Here is a 19,179-nt window from a genome sequence, read left to right as displayed (position 1 = left end):
TCTATGTCTCCTTGATTAAAATAACTAATAAAGGGAATTTAACCCGAAGTTGTTGACCTTACAAAGTTAGTACTAAGGAGCTTAGATAAGAAGACAAGAAATGTATAGAAAAAATTTGAATTTAAGAAAGTGAGCATGTAACAGATGCTCTTCCGTTCTCTCATTACTCTTTACGGCTTAAGAACTTAAGAACGGAATTGAGCTGAATGCTTACATGCTCGAAATTTGATTTTTTTAAAAAAATTATATTACACGGAGGTCTCGCGATACTCCTCAGGAATATAGATACCTCTAGGATTGTTGAGGGATCTGACAACAGGTTGGCCTACAACAGCACGTCCGTACTGGTCTGGTTTTTTTAATACCAATCCAGCAGCTCTCATCCATGGCATAGACATCTTGATAACTAGGTTATCCCTAACCTCAGTTTTTGCTCTGTCTTTCAAGGTGCGATTGCTATTTTCTTTCTGTGATACCTTTCTAGCTATATGAGTATATAAAACAGAAGCGTTCATACTCGCTCTAATATCACTACGCTTGTTTCTTTCTAACTGAACATATTTCTCTTGAACCATCTCCAATAGTTGTTTAATTTCCTAATCTCTATGTATTCTAGTTTTATCAGAACCAGTTTCATCTACTACAACAAGATTCTTATGAGCTAAAACAATACAAACTAAAGTCATAAGATCTTCCGTAGATAACCAAATATTATCCCCATACGATACAGCCGCAGAAAGAATCCTAGACACATGAGTCATAACACTAGAAGCATCAGAAGCACCTAACCTACGATGAACTTTTGCATCTGCATCTTCAGATTCCGCTTTCATAACTACAAGAGAAACAAGAGAACTGACCAATCTTTCAGCATCAAAGGGTTCATTAGTCGCAATAAATCCTTGTGATCCCCAAGAACAATCGATCATGACTTTTCCACGCAATTTATCGTTATTAATCACGATGTGATGATTAGATAATCCTGATATAATGCCTTCCTTAAGAAGCGGACGTGATAAAATATGGGCATAATTGCACGCAGCTTCTCCCCACATCTCTTTGCTTTTACTTTTAATAATTTTATTAAGATCTTTTGAAGCAAGGTCACATTCAACTTTAATTTGATCTAGAGTAGGCAAACCTACACGTTTACCAGCTAAAAGATCTACCGTATTTACTCCTAAGTTATTTAAAGCGACTAAAACAACAGCTGAGCTGTATTTTGTTTCTAGTTTTCTGAATTCATCTTCCGTAATCGCTCCTCTGCGGGTATCTAAATTAAAGCACCCTGCAAAAAGACCACATAACAATGAACCAAAGCCGCCGCAACCACCAGCTCCTTCTGCACATCCACAACCTACGCACCCACAATTTCCTGAACAAGAATCTGCGCAGCCATCATAACACGACTGCATAACACGTCGTGTTGTCTCGCTTTGCAATACCCCAGAAACTAAAGAAAGTATAGAAACAGCAGTCGCTACATTGGATACTCCATCCGGGTGGGTAGTTTCATATAAATTTTTAATGGCAATTAAGAAAGAGTTTATGCCTTCAGGAAGAGGCAAGCCTAATGTCTCTGTTAATATCCCCATTAACTCATGCAATACCACGAGAGTGATCGCTCCGCCTTCACCCTTAAAGAAGTTAAATAACATCTGCATCTCGTTAGAAGATTTACAGACAGGTGTTTCCATAATTATGTTACAGAACTTAGTAATGTCTCTTACAGAGGTGAAATCCCCTTCTTTAATCAAGTTCAGTAAATCACTATATTCTTCTCTAGACATCCCTCCTGAAAGGAGATTAAACAATGCTTCGATTTTCCCCCCACTAATGCTACCGTGAAACAAATCTTGTTTTAGGAGATCAATAAAAAAACTGAATAACTGCGTACGCAATACTGGAGATTTCTCTATTGACTCCCCTTCTTCGTTACTTGCTGTTAAAGGGGTGGTTGCTGAATCTGAAAGTGAAAGATCATCTAAGCACTCTATACTCGCACGTGGTTGGGTCAATATTGAAGATCTTGCAAAAAGATCTGCTCCAAGTGAAACCGAGCGTGTCATCACGTCTCTTACATGATCACGTAACACTACTGTCTCATTTTGTCTCTCTTTTAGATATTCCAAATAAGTAACTCCATCTGTTTGTGATGCACTATCACGTCTAGTTGGCTCCATATCTACATAAATATCTTCTAAACTTGAGTCTAAAGCTGATAAAGCTGCTGCTGCTGCTTCACCTGCATCGGCGACAAAAGCAGAAGAAGTAATCTCTCGACCATTTGAAGTTTCTGGGGATGCTTGTGAAGTTGAAGGTGTGGTTACACCAGTCAATACGGTTTCAGCAACAGTAGAAACCAATGATGTGTTCTCTGTAATGTTAGGTTCTTCTTGAGGTTCTCCATAACCTAAAAAAGAACGTATGTTCCCTAATGGAAATGCCATGATTTTTCTCCTATTTTAATTTCATCCTATTCACTTACAGATCACACTAAACATAGGATTTGACTTGCGAACTTGCGCAAGGGGCTGAGAATCTATATTCGAGAAACTAAAATGTAAATAAAAATTTTAATTGTCATTGAGAGGATTAAGAAAAAAAATCTATCGCCACAGAGCAATGAGAAGGGATTTTCAAAGAGTTTCGTAATAATCAAGAAATCTGCTACCCTCCTCTCAGAATATCAATGCAGACTAGAAATAAGGTTGACGCATGTTAAAAATCGATTTAACTGGGAAAGTGGCTTTTATAGCGGGGATTGGTGACGATCAAGGTTATGGCTGGGGAATCGCTAAGGCACTAGCAGAAGCAGGAGCCACTATTATCGTAGGAACCTGGGTACCCATCTATAAAATCTTCACGCAGTCTTGGGATTTAGGGAAATTTAATCAGTCTAGAAAGTTATCTGATGGCAACCTCTTAGAAATTAAAAAAATTTATCCTATGGACGCAAGTTTTGATAAACCTGAAGATGTTCCTGAAGACGTTGCAGAAAGTAAACGTTATAAAGGTATGTCAGGATATACTATCTCAGAGGTTGTTGAACACATTACTAAAGATTTCGGTCATATTGATATTTTAGTCCACTCCCTAGCAAACAGCCCGGAAATTTCCAAACCACTTTTAGAAACATCACGTAAAGGCTATTTAGCTGCATTAAGCTCATCAAGTTATTCGTTAGTGAGTTTATTAGCTCACTTTGGACCTATTATGCCTCGAGGAAGCACAAGTATTTCTTTAACTTACCTAGCTTCTTCTCGAGCAGTTCCAGGATATGGTGGAGGAATGAACGCAGCAAAAGCTGCTTTAGAAAGTGATACAAAACTGCTCGCTTGGGAAGCAGGAAGAAAATGGGGCGTCCGTGTAAACACTATTTCGGCAGGTCCTCTAGCCAGTCGCGCAGGAAAAGCTATTGGATTTATCGAAAAAATGGTCGATTACTATTTAGAATGGACCCCTATTCCTGAACCTATGACAACAGAACATGTGGGAGCCGTTGCTGCTTTCCTAGCTTCTCCGTTAGCTAGCGCAATTACCGGAGAAACTCTCTATGTAGATCATGGAGCAAGTATCATGGGAGTTGGTCCTGAAATGCTTCCTAAGCATTCTTAATTCTGTGGTATTGTGCCACCCCTGCCTCCCATGCCGAAAGAATCCCTAGTTCTTTCGCTGGGGAGGCAAGAAAATCTGCAATACTATGCATCGGCTGCGGAGCAGAGCTCATGACGATCTTAAAGTCACCACGCTCTATCAAATCAATATCATTAGCATCATCTCCCGAAGCGATAATAAAGGGCTTCTGTCCCTCATAAACTATGTCAACCACACGATCAACAGCACAACCTTTAGAGACGGATTTATCAGTCATGAACAAAATGGCATAGTCAAAATCAAACGGCCAACGCATGAATGTAATGGTCAAATTATTAACTAACTCTTTCGATTGGATAATCCTCTCCCGAACCTTGTCTACCTCGTTTTTCTTACCAAATATTTTCGCAACGGCAAACGTTGCATTGGGATAGTCCTGAGAAAGTTTTTTCGTTTCTACTAATCTCTCGCGGTCTTTCGTATTAGGGAAATACACAGGATTTAGGTGACGCAAAAGATCTTCCGCACTAGGACAATAAGCGTGGCGATAACAATGGTCTTGATACAGAGCACCCGATTCTATAGAACAAATGACATCACTATCCTCTATACACATTTCTAACTCGGGTAAAATTTCATGGGGAATATTTTGAAAATAAAGAAATTGATTCTCTACCGAAGACCAAACACAAGCACCATTTTGACAACCCAATAAATAGGGAACAGGGAAATCTTTAAAGAGATGATTCGCGTAGGAAAAATACCTGCCAGTAAGAAAAAATAACGTCCATCCAGAATGATAGAGATGGATTAAATACTGAATAATTTTAGGATCCAAATGACGCGGAAGATGAGTAATCGTACCGTCTATATCCGTAATGAGTAATTTATCCATAAGTAACTTTACCCCTCCCCGTAAACTTATTTTGCTCCTTTCACCGAACCTGATTCTCATGAATGAAAATAGGCCTATAATAAAGAACAAAATCAATATAAAATATGATAAAGAAAGAAACTATTAAAAACCCTTCTAGACCGATCTTAGTACATACCCCTTAAACTCAAAATTCATCATCTAAATATACACGCTGACAGGAACACATAAAGTTACAGTTTAATTTATTCTTGGAACTAATCAAACATTAACTTATAAAGAACGGATTGAAAACTATTCGTTCGTAAAACATCCTAACTTAAAATTGTTTCTTAGTTTATGACGACATAGAAACGCAACAAAGTCTCCAACATGCCTGATAAAATCTTGTCTTTCCTCATATTTTGTATAGACGACCTTGCTCTTGCTGATACTTCTAGCGAGCAAATGCATCTCCCAGGAATGTTTCCAGAAAATATGAAACTTGAAATGTTTAAAATGCTGGGTTCCTTAACACTACTGCTTGCTTTATTTGGCATCGGAGTTTGGGCTTTTAAGAAGTTCTTAAGAAGTAAGGGTCAAGCGCTAGGAAACTCTTCAACAATAAAAATTCTTGATAGACGCTCCATCAACCCGAAAACTTGTATCTACATCATTCGCGTTGTAAATAAAATTCTTGTTATTGCGGAATCTGGAGAAAAAATTACCCTACTTTCAGAATTTCCTCCAGATACGGACATTAACGAGCTCATGCAGCAAAATGAGAAAAAACGATCTTCATCTACCTCTGCTTTTCTTAGTAAAAGCATTCAAAAATTGCATAAGAATAAGAAAATAGACAACTCTCGTGTCTCTAATTTGGCTGACAAAGAAGTTTAATCGCATATTATGAATAATATGGAGTATTTTAAATGACAACATGGTCTTTAAATCAAAATAACTTATCACAATATCTCACACGTGCGGGATTAGAACCTCTTTTAGAGAAAGAGAGTGGTTTAACTTATATCAACATTCAAGCTGAAGATCATGAACTCCCCTTATTTTTTGTGATTCGCAGTGAAGGAGAAATCCTTCAGATGATATGCTACTTTCCCTATCAGCTATATGATAACCAAAAAGAAGCGACAGCACGGCTCCTCCACTTACTGAATAGAGATGTGGACATTCCTGGGTTCGGTATGGATGAAGAACAGGGACTCATTTTCTATCGTTTAGTTATTCCCTGCTTAAAAGGTGAAATTAACGAAACATTATTACGTGTATATATCGACACAATTCGATTAGTTTGCGATAGTTTTTCTCACTCTATAGGTTTGATCTCTTCAGGAAATATGAATCTTGATGAATTGAAAAAACAAGCACGTCAAGAAAAAAATGAATAACTTAGGGCACATTTGATGACAACACTCATTTTTTACGATACTGAAACTACAGGAACACAGATAGATAAGGATCGTATTATTGAAATTGCTGCCTATAATCATAAAACTAAAGAATCTTTTGTCACTTATGTAAACCCAGAAATTCCTATTCCTGAGGAAGCGTCGAAGATTCATGGTATTACTACATCTACAGTAATCTCAGCCCCTAAGTTCCCAGAAGCCTATAAACATTTCTGCGACTTTTGTGGGAATGAAGCTGTTCTTGTTGCACACAATAATGATAGTTTTGATTTCCCACTACTTGAAAAGGAATGTCGGCGACATGCCTTACCACCTTTATCCCTAAAAACAATAGACTCGCTTAAATGGGCTCAAAAGTACCGGCCCGACCTACCTAAACACAATTTACAATATCTCCGTCAAGTGTACGGGTTTGCCGAAAACCAAGCACACCGAGCTTTAGACGATGTCATTACCCTGCATAATGTATTTTCCGCACTTATTGGAGATCTTTCCGCAGAGCAAGTACTTGCCTTAATGGAAGAAAGTTACCACCCTAAAACATTTAAAATGCCTTTTGGGAAATACAAGGGTAAACCCCTAAGTGAAGTGCCTCCATCTTATATCCAATGGTTAGAAAACCAAGGGAACTTAGATAAAGATATGAAAGCTGCTATTGACTTAATGAAACAATTGACATGATACTTTCAGCTGCTTTTTCACCCTGCCCCAATGATATTTTCCTATTTCGTTCTTTTTTAGAACGGGATAAGGAATCCACCTTGTTAAATCAAATTAGGATAGCAGATATCTCAACGTTAAATGAATTAGCCTTACAGCACCGCTGTTCTTTAGTCAAAATATCAGCGGCACTACTCCCAAAAGTCACTGATGATTATATTCTTATGGAAGTAGGGACGATTATTGGCTACGGAGTAGGTCCTTTAGTTTTAGCTTTAGATCCTCAAGCACCTATCCAAACAATAGCAACTCCTGGAATCACAACAACTGCTCACCTTCTCTGCAAGATATTTTATCCTGAGGCAGAGCTTATCCCTATGAAATATCACGAAATTATCGAGGCTATTCTTCGTGGTACTGTAGATGCAGGGACTATCATCCATGAAGAAAAGTTTCACTACGCATCGCAACTATTCCCAAGAGCAGATCTGGGCAAGTTATGGGAAGAGAAGACACGACTTCCTCTACCTTTAGGGTGTCTTGTTGTATCAAAGACGGTTCCCCAAGATGTTGTAAATCGTCTGACCTTAGCATTGAGAAAATCCTTATTTCTTGCACTGAAAGACTCTGAAGGTTCTGAAAACAAAGCCTTAGAATACTCCAGAAATAAAGACACAGCTGTCATTAGAGAATTTATAACTACTTATGTTAATGAAGAAACTCTCGTATTATCTAACTTAGGGAAAAAAGCTCTGCACACACTAGCAAATTATGTCAGCTGTACCATCTAATTATCTCTGCAAAATTCTCCTTGTCTTAGCAGACAGAAGCGAAGCACAATCCTTACTTCAAGATTTTGCTTTCACAAAACTCACAGAGAATTTCTACCGATGTCCAGATATGCATATGTCTATATTGATAGATATGATTATCCTCGACCAGTGGGGAAAAGATGGTGTTATTCGAGCTTTAACAAATACCGTATTAAAAAATTATGATTCCTGTGTAAATGTGGGGTTTGCAGGGGCCTGCTCCCCGAGATTCCCTCTCCAAACGTGCTATACTATTGATAGAGTATCTCAGCTTAGCAAAGATCTTCCTAACCAACTCGATACTACACCTGAATTGACAGTCATAGCTCTTCCTAGCCTACCTAAAGCGACCTTAGTTTCTGCTCATGCTCCTTATACATACGGATTCCACGACACATTTCAGCTTGTAGATATGGAAGGATATGCTATCGCCGAGTTATGTAAAAACGTGAATCTACGGTGTATGATGTTGAAAATCACTTCGGATTATACCACAGAAGATGGCAGAGACTATATTAAACAGCACAAGCATGTGTTATCTGAAAAACTTTCCTGTGCTTTCGCCTCAACTATTTACGACATTATCGAATGCTCTATCCTATAGCAGGTCTACAGGTCTTCGCCGATTAACTGAAGGAAAGTGGTGTAATCAACTCTGGACTTACAGATGGGGAAGTTTCCCAGTCTTTAGTTCCCGATAATTCCCACATTTTTAAGAAAGCAGGACAAGACGACAAAAGTTCATCTTTCATTCCCTCTGCCACTTTACTACCGTGTTCTAAATAAATTACCCGATCTACATACTCCAAAGTGGAGAGCTTGTGTGCTATGATGATTTGAGTACACTGGCCTTTTAACTGCCCTATGATCTCTTTGATATAGTTTTCACTAATAGCATCTAGAGAAGAAGTCGCCTCATCTAAAATCAAAATCGAAGCATTTTTCAACAACGCTCGCGCTATTGTTAATCTTTGCTGCTGCCCTCCAGAAAGATTTTTCCCTGATTCTTCAAGAAGGCTATGCACTCCCTGAGGCATCTTCTGCACAAATTCATAAGCAGAAGCTTGCTTCAATGCATGGATGACATCTTCCTCAGGGATATCCTTACCACAAGTAAGGTTATTCCAAATAGTGTCATAAAACAAAAAGGGGTTTTGTAAGACACAACCAATATGATCTCTAAGAGAAGACTTGCTATACGACTTAATAGAAACGCCATCTAGAAGGATATCTCCTTGAGAGACCTCATATAACCTAGGAAGCAATTTACTGATTGTTGTCTTCCCACTTCCTGTAGGACCTACAATACCAATAGCTTCGCCCTTATTGATAGTGAAGCTAAGATTCTTAAGAACCTTCCTCTCATTATCATAAGAAAAAGAAACATCACGGAATTCTAAATTTCTTGTTAACCCCAGAAACTCTTGACTATCTTCAGACTCATTATACAAATCAGGATGGGAAAGCACCTCATAAAACCGTTCCGCAGCAGCGCAACCTTTCATAATGGTCGTGTTCTCATCTCCGAATTTCTTCACAGGGTCATAGATGAGATATAATAAACCACAAAATACAATAAGCTCTTCGGGAGCAATATGAAATTTATAAAGACCAATAATGACAACAAAAGCAAAAAATAATGAAGCTATTGTATGCAGTAAAGGACGTGGGAGGAGTCCGTAAGCAGTACTTTTTTCTTCTAAAGCGGCTATTCGACTATTTTGATCACAATATTTCTTAAATGCGAATGCTTCCGTACGGAAAACCTTTACGGTGACTATTCCCGCAAGAAAATCTAAAAGTACGGAAGAAAACTGATCTTGATTTTTTTGTATTCTCTTCGCCAAGGCTTTGATTTTCTTCGCGATGATCACAATAGGAAGAATCAATACAGGAAAAGCAATACACACTAAAAGAGAAAATTTCCAAGATATCGATAAACATACGGCTAAAGCTAATGTTAGAGTTATCGGCGCTTGGACATAATTCACCATCAAAGAATTTACTGCTTGAGCGATGCTGGTAGAATCTGTAATCACACGACTACTAAGATTTCCCATATCATGAGCATGGAAAAAGGTCATCGGCAACTTTTGTAATGCTCTAAAATAATCCCTGCGGAGATCACAACTCACGCGAATAGCTACCACTTGAGAGAGGAATCTCTGAAAGAATAGAGTCACGGCTTTAAAAATCGCCACAATAACTAAAAACAAAGCTAGGGAACCAAAACATGACAAATCTATATAGCGAGAAATAAAACATGATAATCTGCTAGTTATCGATGTTCCTCGCTTTCCATAACGAGAAATATAGGCATGTGCCTCTGCTGTGGTGATCGTATCGGAATTGGGAGAGATGTCGGACCATCTCTCTAAAATCTGTTCTTGGCTTAACTGCGAAGCTTTGATAAGTTGATTATTTTCCTTACGAGCGAAAAGAAGAAAAGCATCAGGTCCTGTTTTTGCAATAATACCTAGAGAAAAAATCTCTGCTTGAGACGACACGGTCAATCCTAAGATAGCAAGCAAAGAAAAACCTAATAGCGTGAGATGCTTTTTATGCCTCAGGACTGCTTTCAGAAGAAGTTTCATAGAGACCTATAGTTCGGAATTTCTGATATCGCTTTTCTAACAAATCTTCTATTGATAGGTCTTTGAGTCGTAACCATTCCCGAAGTATAAAATCTCGAACATCGCGATATACAGCAGCTGGGTTGTGGTGAGCACCACCTACCGGCTCCTTAATGACAACATCCACAATAGCAAATTGTTTGAGATCCTCACCATGCATTTTTAACATAGCAGCCGCTTCACTATTCTTTTTCGGATCCTTCCAAAGAATAGAGGCGCAGCCTTCAGGAGAAATTACAGAATAATAGGAGTGTTCTAACATCGCAATCACATCCCCGATCGCCATGCCTAAAGCCCCTCCGGAACACCCTTCTCCAATAACAAGAACGATAATCGGGGTTTTTAATCTAGCTAGTTGGAAAAGATTGTTAGCAATCGCCCATCCTTGACCACGCTCTTCAGCAGTAAGACCGGGGAAAGCCCCTGGAGTATCCACCAAAAAGACAATAGGAAGACCGAATTTCTCAGCCATTTTTGCAAGACGTAGCGCCTTACGAAAGCCTTCGGGGCAGAGCATGCCGAAGTTCCTATGCATGCGGGATGAGGTATCACACCCCTTTTCCTGGCCAATAAGCATAAATCTCTGGCCCTGAATCTTCGCTAATCCACCAACAACAGCAGGGTCATCACGAAATGTACGATCTCCACAAAGCTCTATAAACTCCTCACACATGCCTTCAATGTAATTCACTGATCGAGGACGCGAAGGATGCCGGCATATCTGCACGCGTTCCCAAGGAGTCAAATCTGCATAGATCTTCTCTTTTAACTTATCTAAGCGCCTTTCCAATTTTTGTATCTCTGAGGAGGACAGTAAAGAATTTTTTTTATTTTTTTCTTTAAACTCTGCTATCGTTTTTTCGTACTCTACTACTTGTTTTTCATGGGGAAGAAGCTCCATAACAACATTCTCTCCTCTTACAAAAAGGATAATTTTAATACAAATAATTCTTAAAAACAATTATAAGATTATTTTCTCTTCCATTTTCGAAAAAAAATAATAAACTATTAATTGCATTTTTCAAAAACAACCGAGACTTCGGCGTCTTGATAGGGAATATTAATCAAAAAATTACTTCCCCAAAACCTTTCTTTTCCTTGTAAAGAAAAAATTTCCATATAGAGACTTGAGGACAAGATACGCAAAGAGTCGCGCTCTCCATGAATAATGACATCGTTAGACGGCCCTTTATAAGAATCTAAGGAGCTTGACCGTAACCTCGGCCCCTCAACCACTTGGCAACTTTTTCCCTTACAAAAAATTGAAAAAGTGGATTTGCTCGGATCTTCTATCAAAGAGTATATCTGACACCGTCTCTCAGAAATCGTAATATCATGACGAACTTTAGAGCCTAGGTAGGCATCTTGTAAGTAAGAAAAACCTGTGATCCTAGAACAAGGAACAGACGAAGCTGAAAGAAAAGAAATTTTTGTAGTGTCGGGATTTTCTACAAAAGAGAATTCCTTAACCGTTCCACTCAGACCAAAGCCTTGACAATCACTAATATCACCGTAACATGGGCCGTAGTTGACTACACCAACATCTCCGGAATAGTAAGCTCCCACGCCACTTTTACATCCTGATCCAGAAACAAAAGTGGATGCTGATCGCGTCCGTTGCATCCAAAAACCTAAATTCGGATCCGTAAACCTATACTCACTAATCACCTGTTGGTCTAATTGGTATAGGAAAGACTTACTCAATGAGGTCTTTTCTTTTATGGATCGCGCGTGTTCCTGACTCCATAAAGCAGGGAAAATCGTAGCCTCATGCATAAATAATGCCTGTTGAAACTCACTCATCATCTTCGCTTGTTTCAAACTGTCATCATAAAACCTAGAGATTTGCAAAAGCAAAAGTCCGAGTTCTGCATGTTCTCCGGGATAAGGCAGTCCTTTCCAGGGGAAACCTCCACGACCAAATAAACGCGTAGCCCCCGAGTCTTCTTGATCTAACTTCAAGAAGTCCAATCCTAAATCCTTTCCCTCTTCCAAAGCGATAAGCAAGTACACTGCTCTTGCAATGTCATGCACTTTTAATAAAGGATGATAGCGAAAAAATTTAAAGACGAAATCGCGAAGTTTCTTATCCTGACAAGCATAGATTAATTGTCTAACCTGCAAATCAAAATTTGAATGGGGAAACACTTCGATACATTCTTGTAATCTTAGCTGTGATCCCATCACCATTCACAATTTCTTACTCAAAAACGGATTGCGCCCAGACAATAATAACAAAAAACTTTAGAGTCAAGCCTCTAAGTAAATCCTAAAAACTTGACCCTGATAAATTAGATAAAAGAGAAAGGCACGAAATTAGGAATGCTTCGAAGGAGTTTCGATTAAACGTTTCATTCTTTTTCCTGGAGTAAATTTGACGGCACGTCTCGCAGGAATGTGAATAGGAACAGTAGCGTTTTTAGGATTACGACCTACTTTAGGTTTTCGTTCTACAACCTGTAAAACGCCGAAATCTCTAAACTCTAACCTATCACCTTTGACTAGAGCATCTGTCATTTTATCCAAAAAATTTTGGATTACAGTACGCACATGATTCGGGTGAATCTTGTGATCCTGTGATATTGTACTGATCAGTTTTTTCTTGGTCATGGTAGCCATATTAGCCATTGCCTCCTAATTAAAGTGCCCTAAAGTAACTTGTTGAGTAGCCCTAAATAATAAACTTTTGAAGTATATGCGTATCATATCTATTCATCCTTTGGATTCAAGACATTTTTTAAAAATACGTGGTTGTTCTATATCGTTATAAGTAACGAAAATTCATATTTGTCAAAACTTATGATTTCTGCACCTTACAGTCCGACAAAAATTTCTAAGCTTTCCTATTCTAATTTAATAACGGCAAACACGTGACTTCTTTAATCCAACTTGATAAAGTACTGGTGTTCGTGTCCTCGTAGCTCAGTAGGATAGAGCGGTTGCCTCCTAAGCAGCAGGCCATGCGTTCGAATCGCATCGAGGACGACTTTTCCCCTTACTCTTTCTTGTTAAAAAAATTAATTCACCTTTGCAGAAAGTTTTCTGGCCTTCACATTCGCTAAACTTGGTTTCTGAAAGTTAGGACCAGTAAGAAATGTATGAACGCCCTCGGCTATGCCTTTGGCTATATGCATTCGGTAACGTGCATCCGAAAGTGCAGCTCGTTCTCTAGGGTTTGAAAGGAATCCTGTTTCAATTAAAATCGCAGGCATTGTGGTTTCTCGAATAACAGCGAAATTCCCATTCTTCGCTCCTCGATTTTTCAATGCGCCATTTTTTTGCATAGCATTTAGGACATCCTTAGCTAGAGCTTCCGAAGCACGACTTCTCGAAGCAACATTATTTTTGCCATTATAAAAATATACTTCAGTACCAAAGGCTGACGTGTTGGACGAATAGTTACAGTGAATACTGACAAAAATATCAGCTTTGTTTTGATTTGCTAAAGCCGCTCTTTTCCCAAGATCTACATACACATCAGATGTTCGAGTAAGAACTGGCTTATACCCCATTCTCTTGAGATAACTCTGCACTGAAAACGCAAGAGATAGGGTTAAAGATTTTTCCTCATAATGGAACTCTTTACTTGCAGTGCCCTGATCTTTACCTCCGTGTCCTGGGTCGATAAAGATCACTTCATTACGACGCACACGCTGTGGAGGCGCACTTTCAGCTGCAATTCCTCCCAAAGCAGTGCCGAAGACACAGAGAGTGAGTAAAGTGTAACGATTAAACATAAGACGACAATACCTCGAGCACGATTTCCTTATCATCAAAAGCGATGGTTTGATGTTTAAAGATCTGGTACGTCTCATGCCCTTTACCTGCCACTAACACTATATCCCTATCTGAGGCAATGGACAAAGCATATGTAATTGCTTGTTTTCTGTCGATTTCGATAGAAAAATTTCTTTTAAAAAAACCTGAACAAATTTCATTAATGATCATTTCTGGATCTTCGCCGCGAGGATTGTCCGTAGTCACAACAGCGAATCCATACTTCTCGACGACTTGAGCCATGATTTTTCTTTTGCTCTGATCTCGATCGCCTCCACATCCAAAGACCACGATAAGCCTTCCATCTTGGGGAAGTAGAGCTTGGAGTGTTTTGCATACATTATCTAAGGCATCGGGAGTATGAGCATAATCAATGTAAATAGGACAGGGGCCGGAAAATACAGGTTCTAACCGCCCTCTAGGGGTTTCTACATTGGCAACAGCAGAGATCAGTTGTTGTAAATCACAACCTAATCGTTGGTGAGCGACAGAAATCGCAGCAAGAACATTATAAATGTTGTGCTGCCCTATTAAGGGTGAGGAACATGCAAAGGTTTCCCCTTTATAGAGTAAGTCAAAATCCGTTCCGAACGGAGAAAAGCGCAAATTAGAAGCGCGATAATCTGCATGCTGCTCGATTCCATAGGTAATAGGTTGGGCTTGGGTAGCTTCAATAAACTGCGCAGCATAATGTAAGTCGTTATTCACTACAGCTAGACCTGAAGAAGGAAGCATCGAAAATAGCTTAAGCTTTGCTTGTTTATACTCTTCAAACGAAGAATGAAAATCTAAATGATCTAGAGTAATGTTAGTTAAGACACCAACATCAAAATGGACGTTAGCCAGTCTGTTGACAGCAAGACCGATAGAAGATACTTCCATAACTGCAGCAGAAAGATTGCTCTTCACCATCTCAGCTAAATACTTTTGCAACAAACAGGATTCAGGAGTGGTATACCCATCTTGAATACGACTATTTCCCAGAATATGCTCAATAGTACCTATTAAGCCTGCAGGCTTGTCGCAAGCATCAAACAGAAATTTTATTAAATGGGAAACTGTAGTTTTCCCATTGGTGCCTGTAATACCAACCACACAGAGTTTTTGCGAAGGATGACCGTAGTATTTTGCTGCAAGATCCGCTTCAAGCTGAGGAAGATCGGAAGAAATAATTTGAACAACAGGTAAAAAAGGATTGTAAATAGAAGAAGCTACAGCAATAGCTCCATTTTCAATAGCTAAATGGGAAAAGTCATTACCATCAGAGTGCTTGCCTTTACTGGCTATAAAGATATCTCCAACTCCAACATTACGAGAATCTCTTGTGAGATTTCTTACTTCTACAGAAGAAATTTTCCCATAAATTTTCGCTTTGGTATTGTGGAGGAGTTCTTTTAAATTCATTTTTTAGCCTGAGGTCCTTCTTCAAAAGCTAGACCACTTCTATATGCAAAATTGTTCCTAATATATCTATAAGCACTCTTATTTTCATTCGACAAAGAACAAAAATAACACCCGTATTCTATAAGTTATAAATAAACTTTCAAAAATTCGCCATGCCCATAAAAATTGCCGCCGAACTGTCTTACTTACAGCTATTAAAATAGTCTACCTATTTTTTATCGCATAAAAAAATATACTATTTTTAGTGAAAAGATTTTAGTGAAAAGAAAGTGTTGCCCAATAAAAATTACCTTCCCCGGTTCAGAGCACAAGAAGAAAAAGGGAAAAGATGGAGCAACATCTTCACTATGAGACTAGAAGCAAGAACTGCTTGTACAGAAACAATCAAGACTTCGTTGCACACGAAAGCTATTTCCCAAAAATCCTACGCTTAGGATGTATACGCAACCACCAGGGCATTATCCATAATGATTGGTTGTTGAATAATAAAAAAATTGTTTTAGAAACTCTTGCACGCGCTATACCCTTACTAGGTAATATTTTAGGAGCCTCAAAACTTTTTAGTATATTTGCCGTCCCTACAAAAGAAGACAGTAAAGTCGACATTGCAGTTCACACCTTTGCTGGAATCCTAGAAATGCTCGGCCTTGGTTTAATCGTCTTGGTACTGAAAATTATTTTTACAGTCACAGTCGTACTTGTCCGATTTTTTCAGAAACAGCCAGAATTTGCTCAATGCCCAATCCGCTACTACGGAAACATAGCATAAAACTATTTCCCCGAACGATTCCATTCCTCATACAAAGATTTCATAGCAGCAACCTCACTCTGATAACTGTATTTTTCTTTATCTTCAGGAACCCCTAGATAAGATAAAACACGATCAGCCACTCTTCCGAATACAGGAGCTGCACATCTTCCTCCCATATAGTTCTTTGTTCCATCCTCACGAACACGATGATCGGGATCATCTATAGAGACAAGCATGACCAAAGGAGCACTCCCCCCAGCCGAAGGATATATAGGCGTGATACCTATAAATGAAGAAATATGACGATGCTTATCATACTTTCCATTAACTAGCTTTTCTGTTGTTCCTGTTTTCCCTGCACTCGAATGCTTTTTAGGCGCAGCCCGGAATCCCGTGCCTCCAGGATATGTAGTAAAACGCGTAGCTTTCAATACCTCATCCACAATCTCCTGAGAAAGAATTCTCTCTCCACGAACTTGTGGATGCAAAACATATTCTTTTCCAGAAGTTGTGACGATTTTTTTTATCAAAGTAGGACGTACGTCATAACCACCGTTAGCAAGAATGGCATAGGCTTTAACCATCTGAACTCCCGTAGCCAGGATATTGTAACCCATAGCAAGAGAATAAGGAGTAGATAACGACCATTCAGGAACCCCATTAATATGAAAACGCTTGGGTGAAGGGACTAATCCTGAAGCTTCCCCCGGCAATTCTATACCCGTCTTCTTACCAAATCCTAATAACAATAACTTGTCCTCATACCAGTGGTTCCCTAGATGTTGCACTATAAGATCAGCAAGTTGAGCTACATAAACGTTCGAAGACTTTTGAATCGCCATGTACATATTTAAACGCCGATTCGATGAGATATCTTTAAGCGGAAATTGCTTTCTTCCTGGGAAAATCCTGCGGGTAACATCTATAGGTGCACAAGGATCAAATAAGGGCTTCCCTGATCTTTTCACCATCTCTTCATTCGCAAGCAACGCAATAGCAAGAGTCAGAGGTTTCATGATAGAGCCTGGTTCAAAAACATCACTTACCGATGTCACTTTTGTGTGCTCTATTTTTTCCTTATCATTGAAAAATTCCTTGTATTCCGAAGGATTAAAGAAAGGATATTGGGCTAAAGCAAGAATCTCTCCTGTATAAGCATTCATTAAAATCAGACGCCCACCTTTCGCTTTGGCTTCCTTTACGCCTTTTTCTAATTCTTCTTCCGCTATCGTCTGTATACAAGGATTTACTGTGAGATAAATATCTGAACCGTCTCTAGGAATCTTTGTGATTTTATCTAGATCTAAACGATTCAAAGGAGAACGTAAGAATTTTCGTTCCCCAGGCTCTCCTTCAAGGACGTGGTTAAAATATGCTTCTAAACCTCCTGTAGGAAAAGCTTTTCCTGTTTTCTCATCCTTGACTTCTCTGAGAGTATGAAGAACTTGGCCTAAAAGTTTGCCAAAAGGATAGGATCTTTGATAGTCAGTCATGAAAAACAAAGCATTCGAGGGTAGTTTAGCTTTTGCTGCGTACCCCCGCCACCAAGACAAAATGCGGTCATGTTCTGCACGATCTAACCAAAGAAATAATTTTCGATGTCGAGATTTTTTATCAAACTCCGCACGGAGTTTGTCATAATCACCTTCACCAATGAGACTAAACACTTTCTTAGCAATTACATCACGATGTTCTTCAGGAATAGCCACAGCATCTAAACAAAGATGAAATTTCGTAATATCAACAGCGAGAGGTTGTCGTTGCTCGGAATCCCCTTTACGTAAATTCATCTGAGAAAAAAAAGTCCCTCTACGAAAAGGGTCTTTTACGCGAAATTCATGTTGTCCTAAAGCTTCTGCTGCCCAACGCTTCTCCTCACAAATCTGAATTTTATAGTACCGTACGATAAGGAAAGAGTAGGAGAGCAGGACTCCACAGGTAATCATGGTTAAGCATTTACGATGATTCATAAGTTACAACACAAACACTATCTTCTGTAGGATATTGGAGATATTGATATTCAGGAAGGCTAGCTATATGCATGAGATGCTCTGGGCTCTCTATTTTATCAATAAGAAAGTGTAGAGATATATTCTCTTGTTCTCTCTGTCGCAACTTCGACCATAAAGTAGGAATCTCTAATCGTAATTTCGTCAGATCATTTTGTTTATTAATATAGGAGTAAAGTAACCCGCCTAGAAAACAAAAACAAAAAAATAGACGTACAAAACGATAATTATTCATAACAATTTCTTTTCAAAACAACGGAGCTTTGCCGATCTACAACGAGGATTTTTCCTAGTCTCTTCATAGGTAGGCATGACCACTTTCTTGGTCAGTATGGTTCCTAATCCCGATTTCTCAGCTTCTCTAAAAAACCATTTTACTGGGCGATCTTCGGAGCTACAAAACGAAATAATGATCAAACGCCCTCCAGGAGCAAGCCAACGCATAGCCGACTCCAAAAATACTTTCAATTGCAGGTCTTCTTGATTTACATACACCCGTAAAGCTTGAAAAATCAAAGTTAATGGATGGATTTTCTTTCGCAAACGATAAGAAGGAAAAACTTTTGCTGTTGCGTCTTTTAAATCTCTAACCGTGATGATTTTCTTACGTTTCCTAAAATGTACGACAGCACTAGCCGCATTTTTCCACTGAGGTTCCTCTCCGTATTCACGAAAAATTTTCCCTAACTCTTCTTCACGAAGCGTATTTAAAACCTCACTCGCAGTAATTCCTTTAGTCACATCCATGCGCATATCTAAATCATGATCGTCTCCTTGAAAACTAAAACCTCGGGAGAGATTATCAAGTTGCATAGAGGAAACTCCAAGATCGGCAAGTATGCCATCATAAACATGTTCCTTAGAATCTTTAGAAAGATCTTCAAATGATGCATGCCGAAAATGCACACGATCACCAAATTTTTCTAAACGCTCCTTAGCAAGAGACAAAGCGGCACTATCTCGATCGGATGCATCATAAGAAACTATAGAAGGATATTCTGAGAGGAAAGCTTCAGCATGACCTCCAGCTCCTACAGTAACATCACAGAAAAATTTGGGATTACGATTAGCAAATAAAGATAAACATTCATTTACCAATACCGGAATATGGGAAGGGGTTGCAGACACAAAAACGCCTAAATCATTCTAAAACCATCAATGCAAGAAAAAGATACACCATTAGAGAGAATGGGAAAAGATTTCTATTTATTCCTCATTCTCTATTTTAAGAATAATTAAGACTATTGACTTTTTCC

17 protein-coding genes, 1 tRNA gene and 1 pseudogene are annotated in these 19,179 nt (G+C 38.8%); 8 read left to right on the top strand and 11 right to left on the bottom strand.

Annotation, left to right across the window (positions count from 1 at the left end; all coding sequences use genetic code 11):
- Positions 1-248: 248 nt before the first annotated feature.
- A pseudogene (locus FI836_RS04680) lies at positions 249-2,450 on the bottom strand (hypothetical protein).
- 268 nt (positions 2,451-2,718) lie between these two features.
- On the opposite strand from FI836_RS04680, the gene FI836_RS04675 reads away from it, so the two are divergent.
- Positions 2,719-3,618 (top strand): enoyl-[acyl-carrier-protein] reductase, encoded by a 900-nt coding sequence (locus tag FI836_RS04675; protein ID WP_006343061.1) that lies wholly within the window; start codon positions 2,719-2,721, stop codon positions 3,616-3,618.
- On the opposite strand, the gene FI836_RS04670 is transcribed toward FI836_RS04675, so the two are convergent.
- Complete coding sequence (locus FI836_RS04670; RefSeq protein WP_014943795.1) at positions 3,605-4,492, bottom strand: HAD-IIB family hydrolase; 888 nt, start codon at positions 4,490-4,492, stop codon at positions 3,605-3,607. The two genes, FI836_RS04675 and FI836_RS04670, sit on opposite strands and share 14 nt — an antisense overlap.
- Before the next feature lie 351 nt (positions 4,493-4,843).
- On the opposite strand from FI836_RS04670, the gene FI836_RS04665 reads away from it, so the two are divergent.
- The 5 genes from FI836_RS04665 to FI836_RS04645 are packed head-to-tail and all read left to right on the top strand — an operon-like array spanning position 4,844 to position 7,953.
- Entirely contained in the window at positions 4,844-5,350 is a 507-nt protein-coding gene (locus FI836_RS04665; protein WP_006343059.1) for a FliO/MopB family protein, read from the top strand.
- 32 nt (positions 5,351-5,382) lie between these two features.
- Positions 5,383-5,856, top strand: coding sequence for a YbjN domain-containing protein (locus FI836_RS04660; RefSeq protein WP_014943794.1), 474 nt, complete (start codon positions 5,383-5,385; stop codon positions 5,854-5,856).
- A 15-nt stretch (positions 5,857-5,871) separates the two neighbouring features.
- On the top strand, positions 5,872-6,558 hold the full coding sequence (locus FI836_RS04655; protein WP_006343057.1) for a putative quorum-sensing-regulated virulence factor: 687 nt from the start codon (positions 5,872-5,874) through the stop codon (positions 6,556-6,558).
- Positions 6,555-7,328, top strand: a complete 774-nt coding sequence (locus tag FI836_RS04650; protein WP_006343056.1) for a 1,4-dihydroxy-6-naphthoate synthase — start codon at positions 6,555-6,557, stop codon at positions 7,326-7,328. The genes FI836_RS04655 and FI836_RS04650 overlap by 4 nt, the downstream gene beginning before the upstream one ends.
- Entirely contained in the window at positions 7,309-7,953 is a 645-nt protein-coding gene (locus tag FI836_RS04645) for a hypothetical protein (protein ID WP_014943793.1), read from the top strand. The genes FI836_RS04650 and FI836_RS04645 overlap by 20 nt, the downstream gene beginning before the upstream one ends.
- Before the next feature lie 22 nt (positions 7,954-7,975).
- Here FI836_RS04645 and FI836_RS04640 read toward each other — a convergent pair whose 3' ends face one another.
- The 4 genes from FI836_RS04640 to FI836_RS04625 form a co-directional block, all read right to left on the bottom strand.
- Positions 7,976-9,943 carry an ABC transporter ATP-binding protein gene (locus FI836_RS04640; RefSeq protein ID WP_013462643.1) on the bottom strand — a complete coding sequence of 656 codons (1,968 nt, stop codon included), beginning with the start codon at positions 9,941-9,943 and terminating at the stop codon, positions 7,976-7,978.
- Positions 9,909-10,883: an acetyl-CoA carboxylase carboxyltransferase subunit alpha gene (locus tag FI836_RS04635; RefSeq protein ID WP_020338410.1), complete on the bottom strand. Its 975-nt coding sequence runs from the start codon at positions 10,881-10,883 to the stop codon at positions 9,909-9,911. The genes FI836_RS04640 and FI836_RS04635 overlap by 35 nt, the downstream gene beginning before the upstream one ends.
- Before the next feature lie 107 nt (positions 10,884-10,990).
- A complete protein-coding gene (locus tag FI836_RS04630) occupies positions 10,991-12,172 on the bottom strand; it encodes a hypothetical protein (protein WP_013462641.1) in 1,182 nt (393 codons plus the stop codon).
- A 126-nt stretch (positions 12,173-12,298) separates the two neighbouring features.
- Positions 12,299-12,601, bottom strand: a complete 303-nt coding sequence (locus FI836_RS04625) for an HU family DNA-binding protein (protein ID WP_006344016.1) — start codon at positions 12,599-12,601, stop codon at positions 12,299-12,301.
- Positions 12,602-12,893: 292 nt separating this feature from the next.
- Between FI836_RS04625 and FI836_RS04620 the strand changes: the two genes are divergently transcribed.
- Positions 12,894-12,967: transfer RNA gene (locus FI836_RS04620), tRNA-Arg, on the top strand.
- Positions 12,968-12,999: 32 nt separating this feature from the next.
- Here the strand turns inward: FI836_RS04620 and FI836_RS04615 are convergent.
- Together FI836_RS04615 and FI836_RS04610 are read right to left on the bottom strand one after the other, a co-directional pair.
- Positions 13,000-13,719: an N-acetylmuramoyl-L-alanine amidase family protein gene (locus FI836_RS04615; protein WP_006343050.1), complete on the bottom strand. Its 720-nt coding sequence runs from the start codon at positions 13,717-13,719 to the stop codon at positions 13,000-13,002.
- A complete protein-coding gene (locus tag FI836_RS04610; protein ID WP_006343049.1) occupies positions 13,712-15,163 on the bottom strand; it encodes a UDP-N-acetylmuramoyl-L-alanyl-D-glutamate--2,6-diaminopimelate ligase in 1,452 nt (483 codons plus the stop codon). The genes FI836_RS04615 and FI836_RS04610 overlap by 8 nt, the downstream gene beginning before the upstream one ends.
- A gap of 370 nt (positions 15,164-15,533) precedes the next feature.
- Between FI836_RS04610 and FI836_RS04605 the strand changes: the two genes are divergently transcribed.
- Positions 15,534-15,932 (top strand): hypothetical protein, encoded by a 399-nt coding sequence (locus FI836_RS04605; RefSeq protein WP_013747350.1) that lies wholly within the window; start codon positions 15,534-15,536, stop codon positions 15,930-15,932.
- A 2-nt stretch (positions 15,933-15,934) separates the two neighbouring features.
- Here FI836_RS04605 and FI836_RS04600 read toward each other — a convergent pair whose 3' ends face one another.
- The 3 genes from FI836_RS04600 to rsmH are packed head-to-tail and all read right to left on the bottom strand — an operon-like array spanning position 15,935 to position 19,051.
- Positions 15,935-17,884, bottom strand: coding sequence for a peptidoglycan D,D-transpeptidase FtsI family protein (locus FI836_RS04600; RefSeq protein WP_013462639.1), 1,950 nt, complete (start codon positions 17,882-17,884; stop codon positions 15,935-15,937).
- Positions 17,871-18,158: a hypothetical protein gene (locus FI836_RS04595; protein ID WP_006343047.1), complete on the bottom strand. Its 288-nt coding sequence runs from the start codon at positions 18,156-18,158 to the stop codon at positions 17,871-17,873. Before FI836_RS04595 ends, FI836_RS04600 begins: the two co-directional genes overlap by 14 nt.
- Positions 18,155-19,051 carry a 16S rRNA (cytosine(1402)-N(4))-methyltransferase RsmH gene (rsmH, locus tag FI836_RS04590; protein WP_006343046.1) on the bottom strand — a complete coding sequence of 299 codons (897 nt, stop codon included), beginning with the start codon at positions 19,049-19,051 and terminating at the stop codon, positions 18,155-18,157. The genes FI836_RS04595 and rsmH overlap by 4 nt, the downstream gene beginning before the upstream one ends.
- Positions 19,052-19,179 lie beyond the last annotated feature (128 nt).

The sequence above is a fragment of the Chlamydophila parapsittaci genome (assembly GCF_006385615.1).
GTDB classification, from domain to species: Bacteria; Chlamydiota; Chlamydiia; order Chlamydiales; family Chlamydiaceae; genus Chlamydia; species Chlamydia psittaci.
This window is presented reverse-complemented; position numbering and strand designations above follow the sequence as displayed.

Coding starts and splice junctions, on each gene's coding strand:
- FI836_RS04675 (WP_006343061.1), top strand. CDS start 2,719: ATGTTAAAAATCGATTTAACTGGGAAAGTGGCTTTTATAGCGGGGATT.
- FI836_RS04670 (WP_014943795.1), bottom strand. CDS start 4,492: ATGGATAAATTACTCATTACGGATATAGACGGTACGATTACTCATCTT.
- FI836_RS04665 (WP_006343059.1), top strand. CDS start 4,844: ATGCCTGATAAAATCTTGTCTTTCCTCATATTTTGTATAGACGACCTT.
- FI836_RS04660 (WP_014943794.1), top strand. CDS start 5,383: ATGACAACATGGTCTTTAAATCAAAATAACTTATCACAATATCTCACA.
- FI836_RS04655 (WP_006343057.1), top strand. CDS start 5,872: ATGACAACACTCATTTTTTACGATACTGAAACTACAGGAACACAGATA.
- FI836_RS04650 (WP_006343056.1), top strand. CDS start 6,555: ATGATACTTTCAGCTGCTTTTTCACCCTGCCCCAATGATATTTTCCTA.
- FI836_RS04645 (WP_014943793.1), top strand. CDS start 7,309: ATGTCAGCTGTACCATCTAATTATCTCTGCAAAATTCTCCTTGTCTTA.
- FI836_RS04640 (WP_013462643.1), bottom strand. CDS start 9,943: ATGAAACTTCTTCTGAAAGCAGTCCTGAGGCATAAAAAGCATCTCACG.
- FI836_RS04635 (WP_020338410.1), bottom strand. CDS start 10,883: ATGGAGCTTCTTCCCCATGAAAAACAAGTAGTAGAGTACGAAAAAACG.
- FI836_RS04630 (WP_013462641.1), bottom strand. CDS start 12,172: ATGGTGATGGGATCACAGCTAAGATTACAAGAATGTATCGAAGTGTTT.
- FI836_RS04625 (WP_006344016.1), bottom strand. CDS start 12,601: ATGGCTACCATGACCAAGAAAAAACTGATCAGTACAATATCACAGGAT.
- FI836_RS04615 (WP_006343050.1), bottom strand. CDS start 13,719: ATGTTTAATCGTTACACTTTACTCACTCTCTGTGTCTTCGGCACTGCT.
- FI836_RS04610 (WP_006343049.1), bottom strand. CDS start 15,163: ATGAATTTAAAAGAACTCCTCCACAATACCAAAGCGAAAATTTATGGG.
- FI836_RS04600 (WP_013462639.1), bottom strand. CDS start 17,884: ATGAATCATCGTAAATGCTTAACCATGATTACCTGTGGAGTCCTGCTC.
- FI836_RS04595 (WP_006343047.1), bottom strand. CDS start 18,158: ATGAATAATTATCGTTTTGTACGTCTATTTTTTTGTTTTTGTTTTCTA.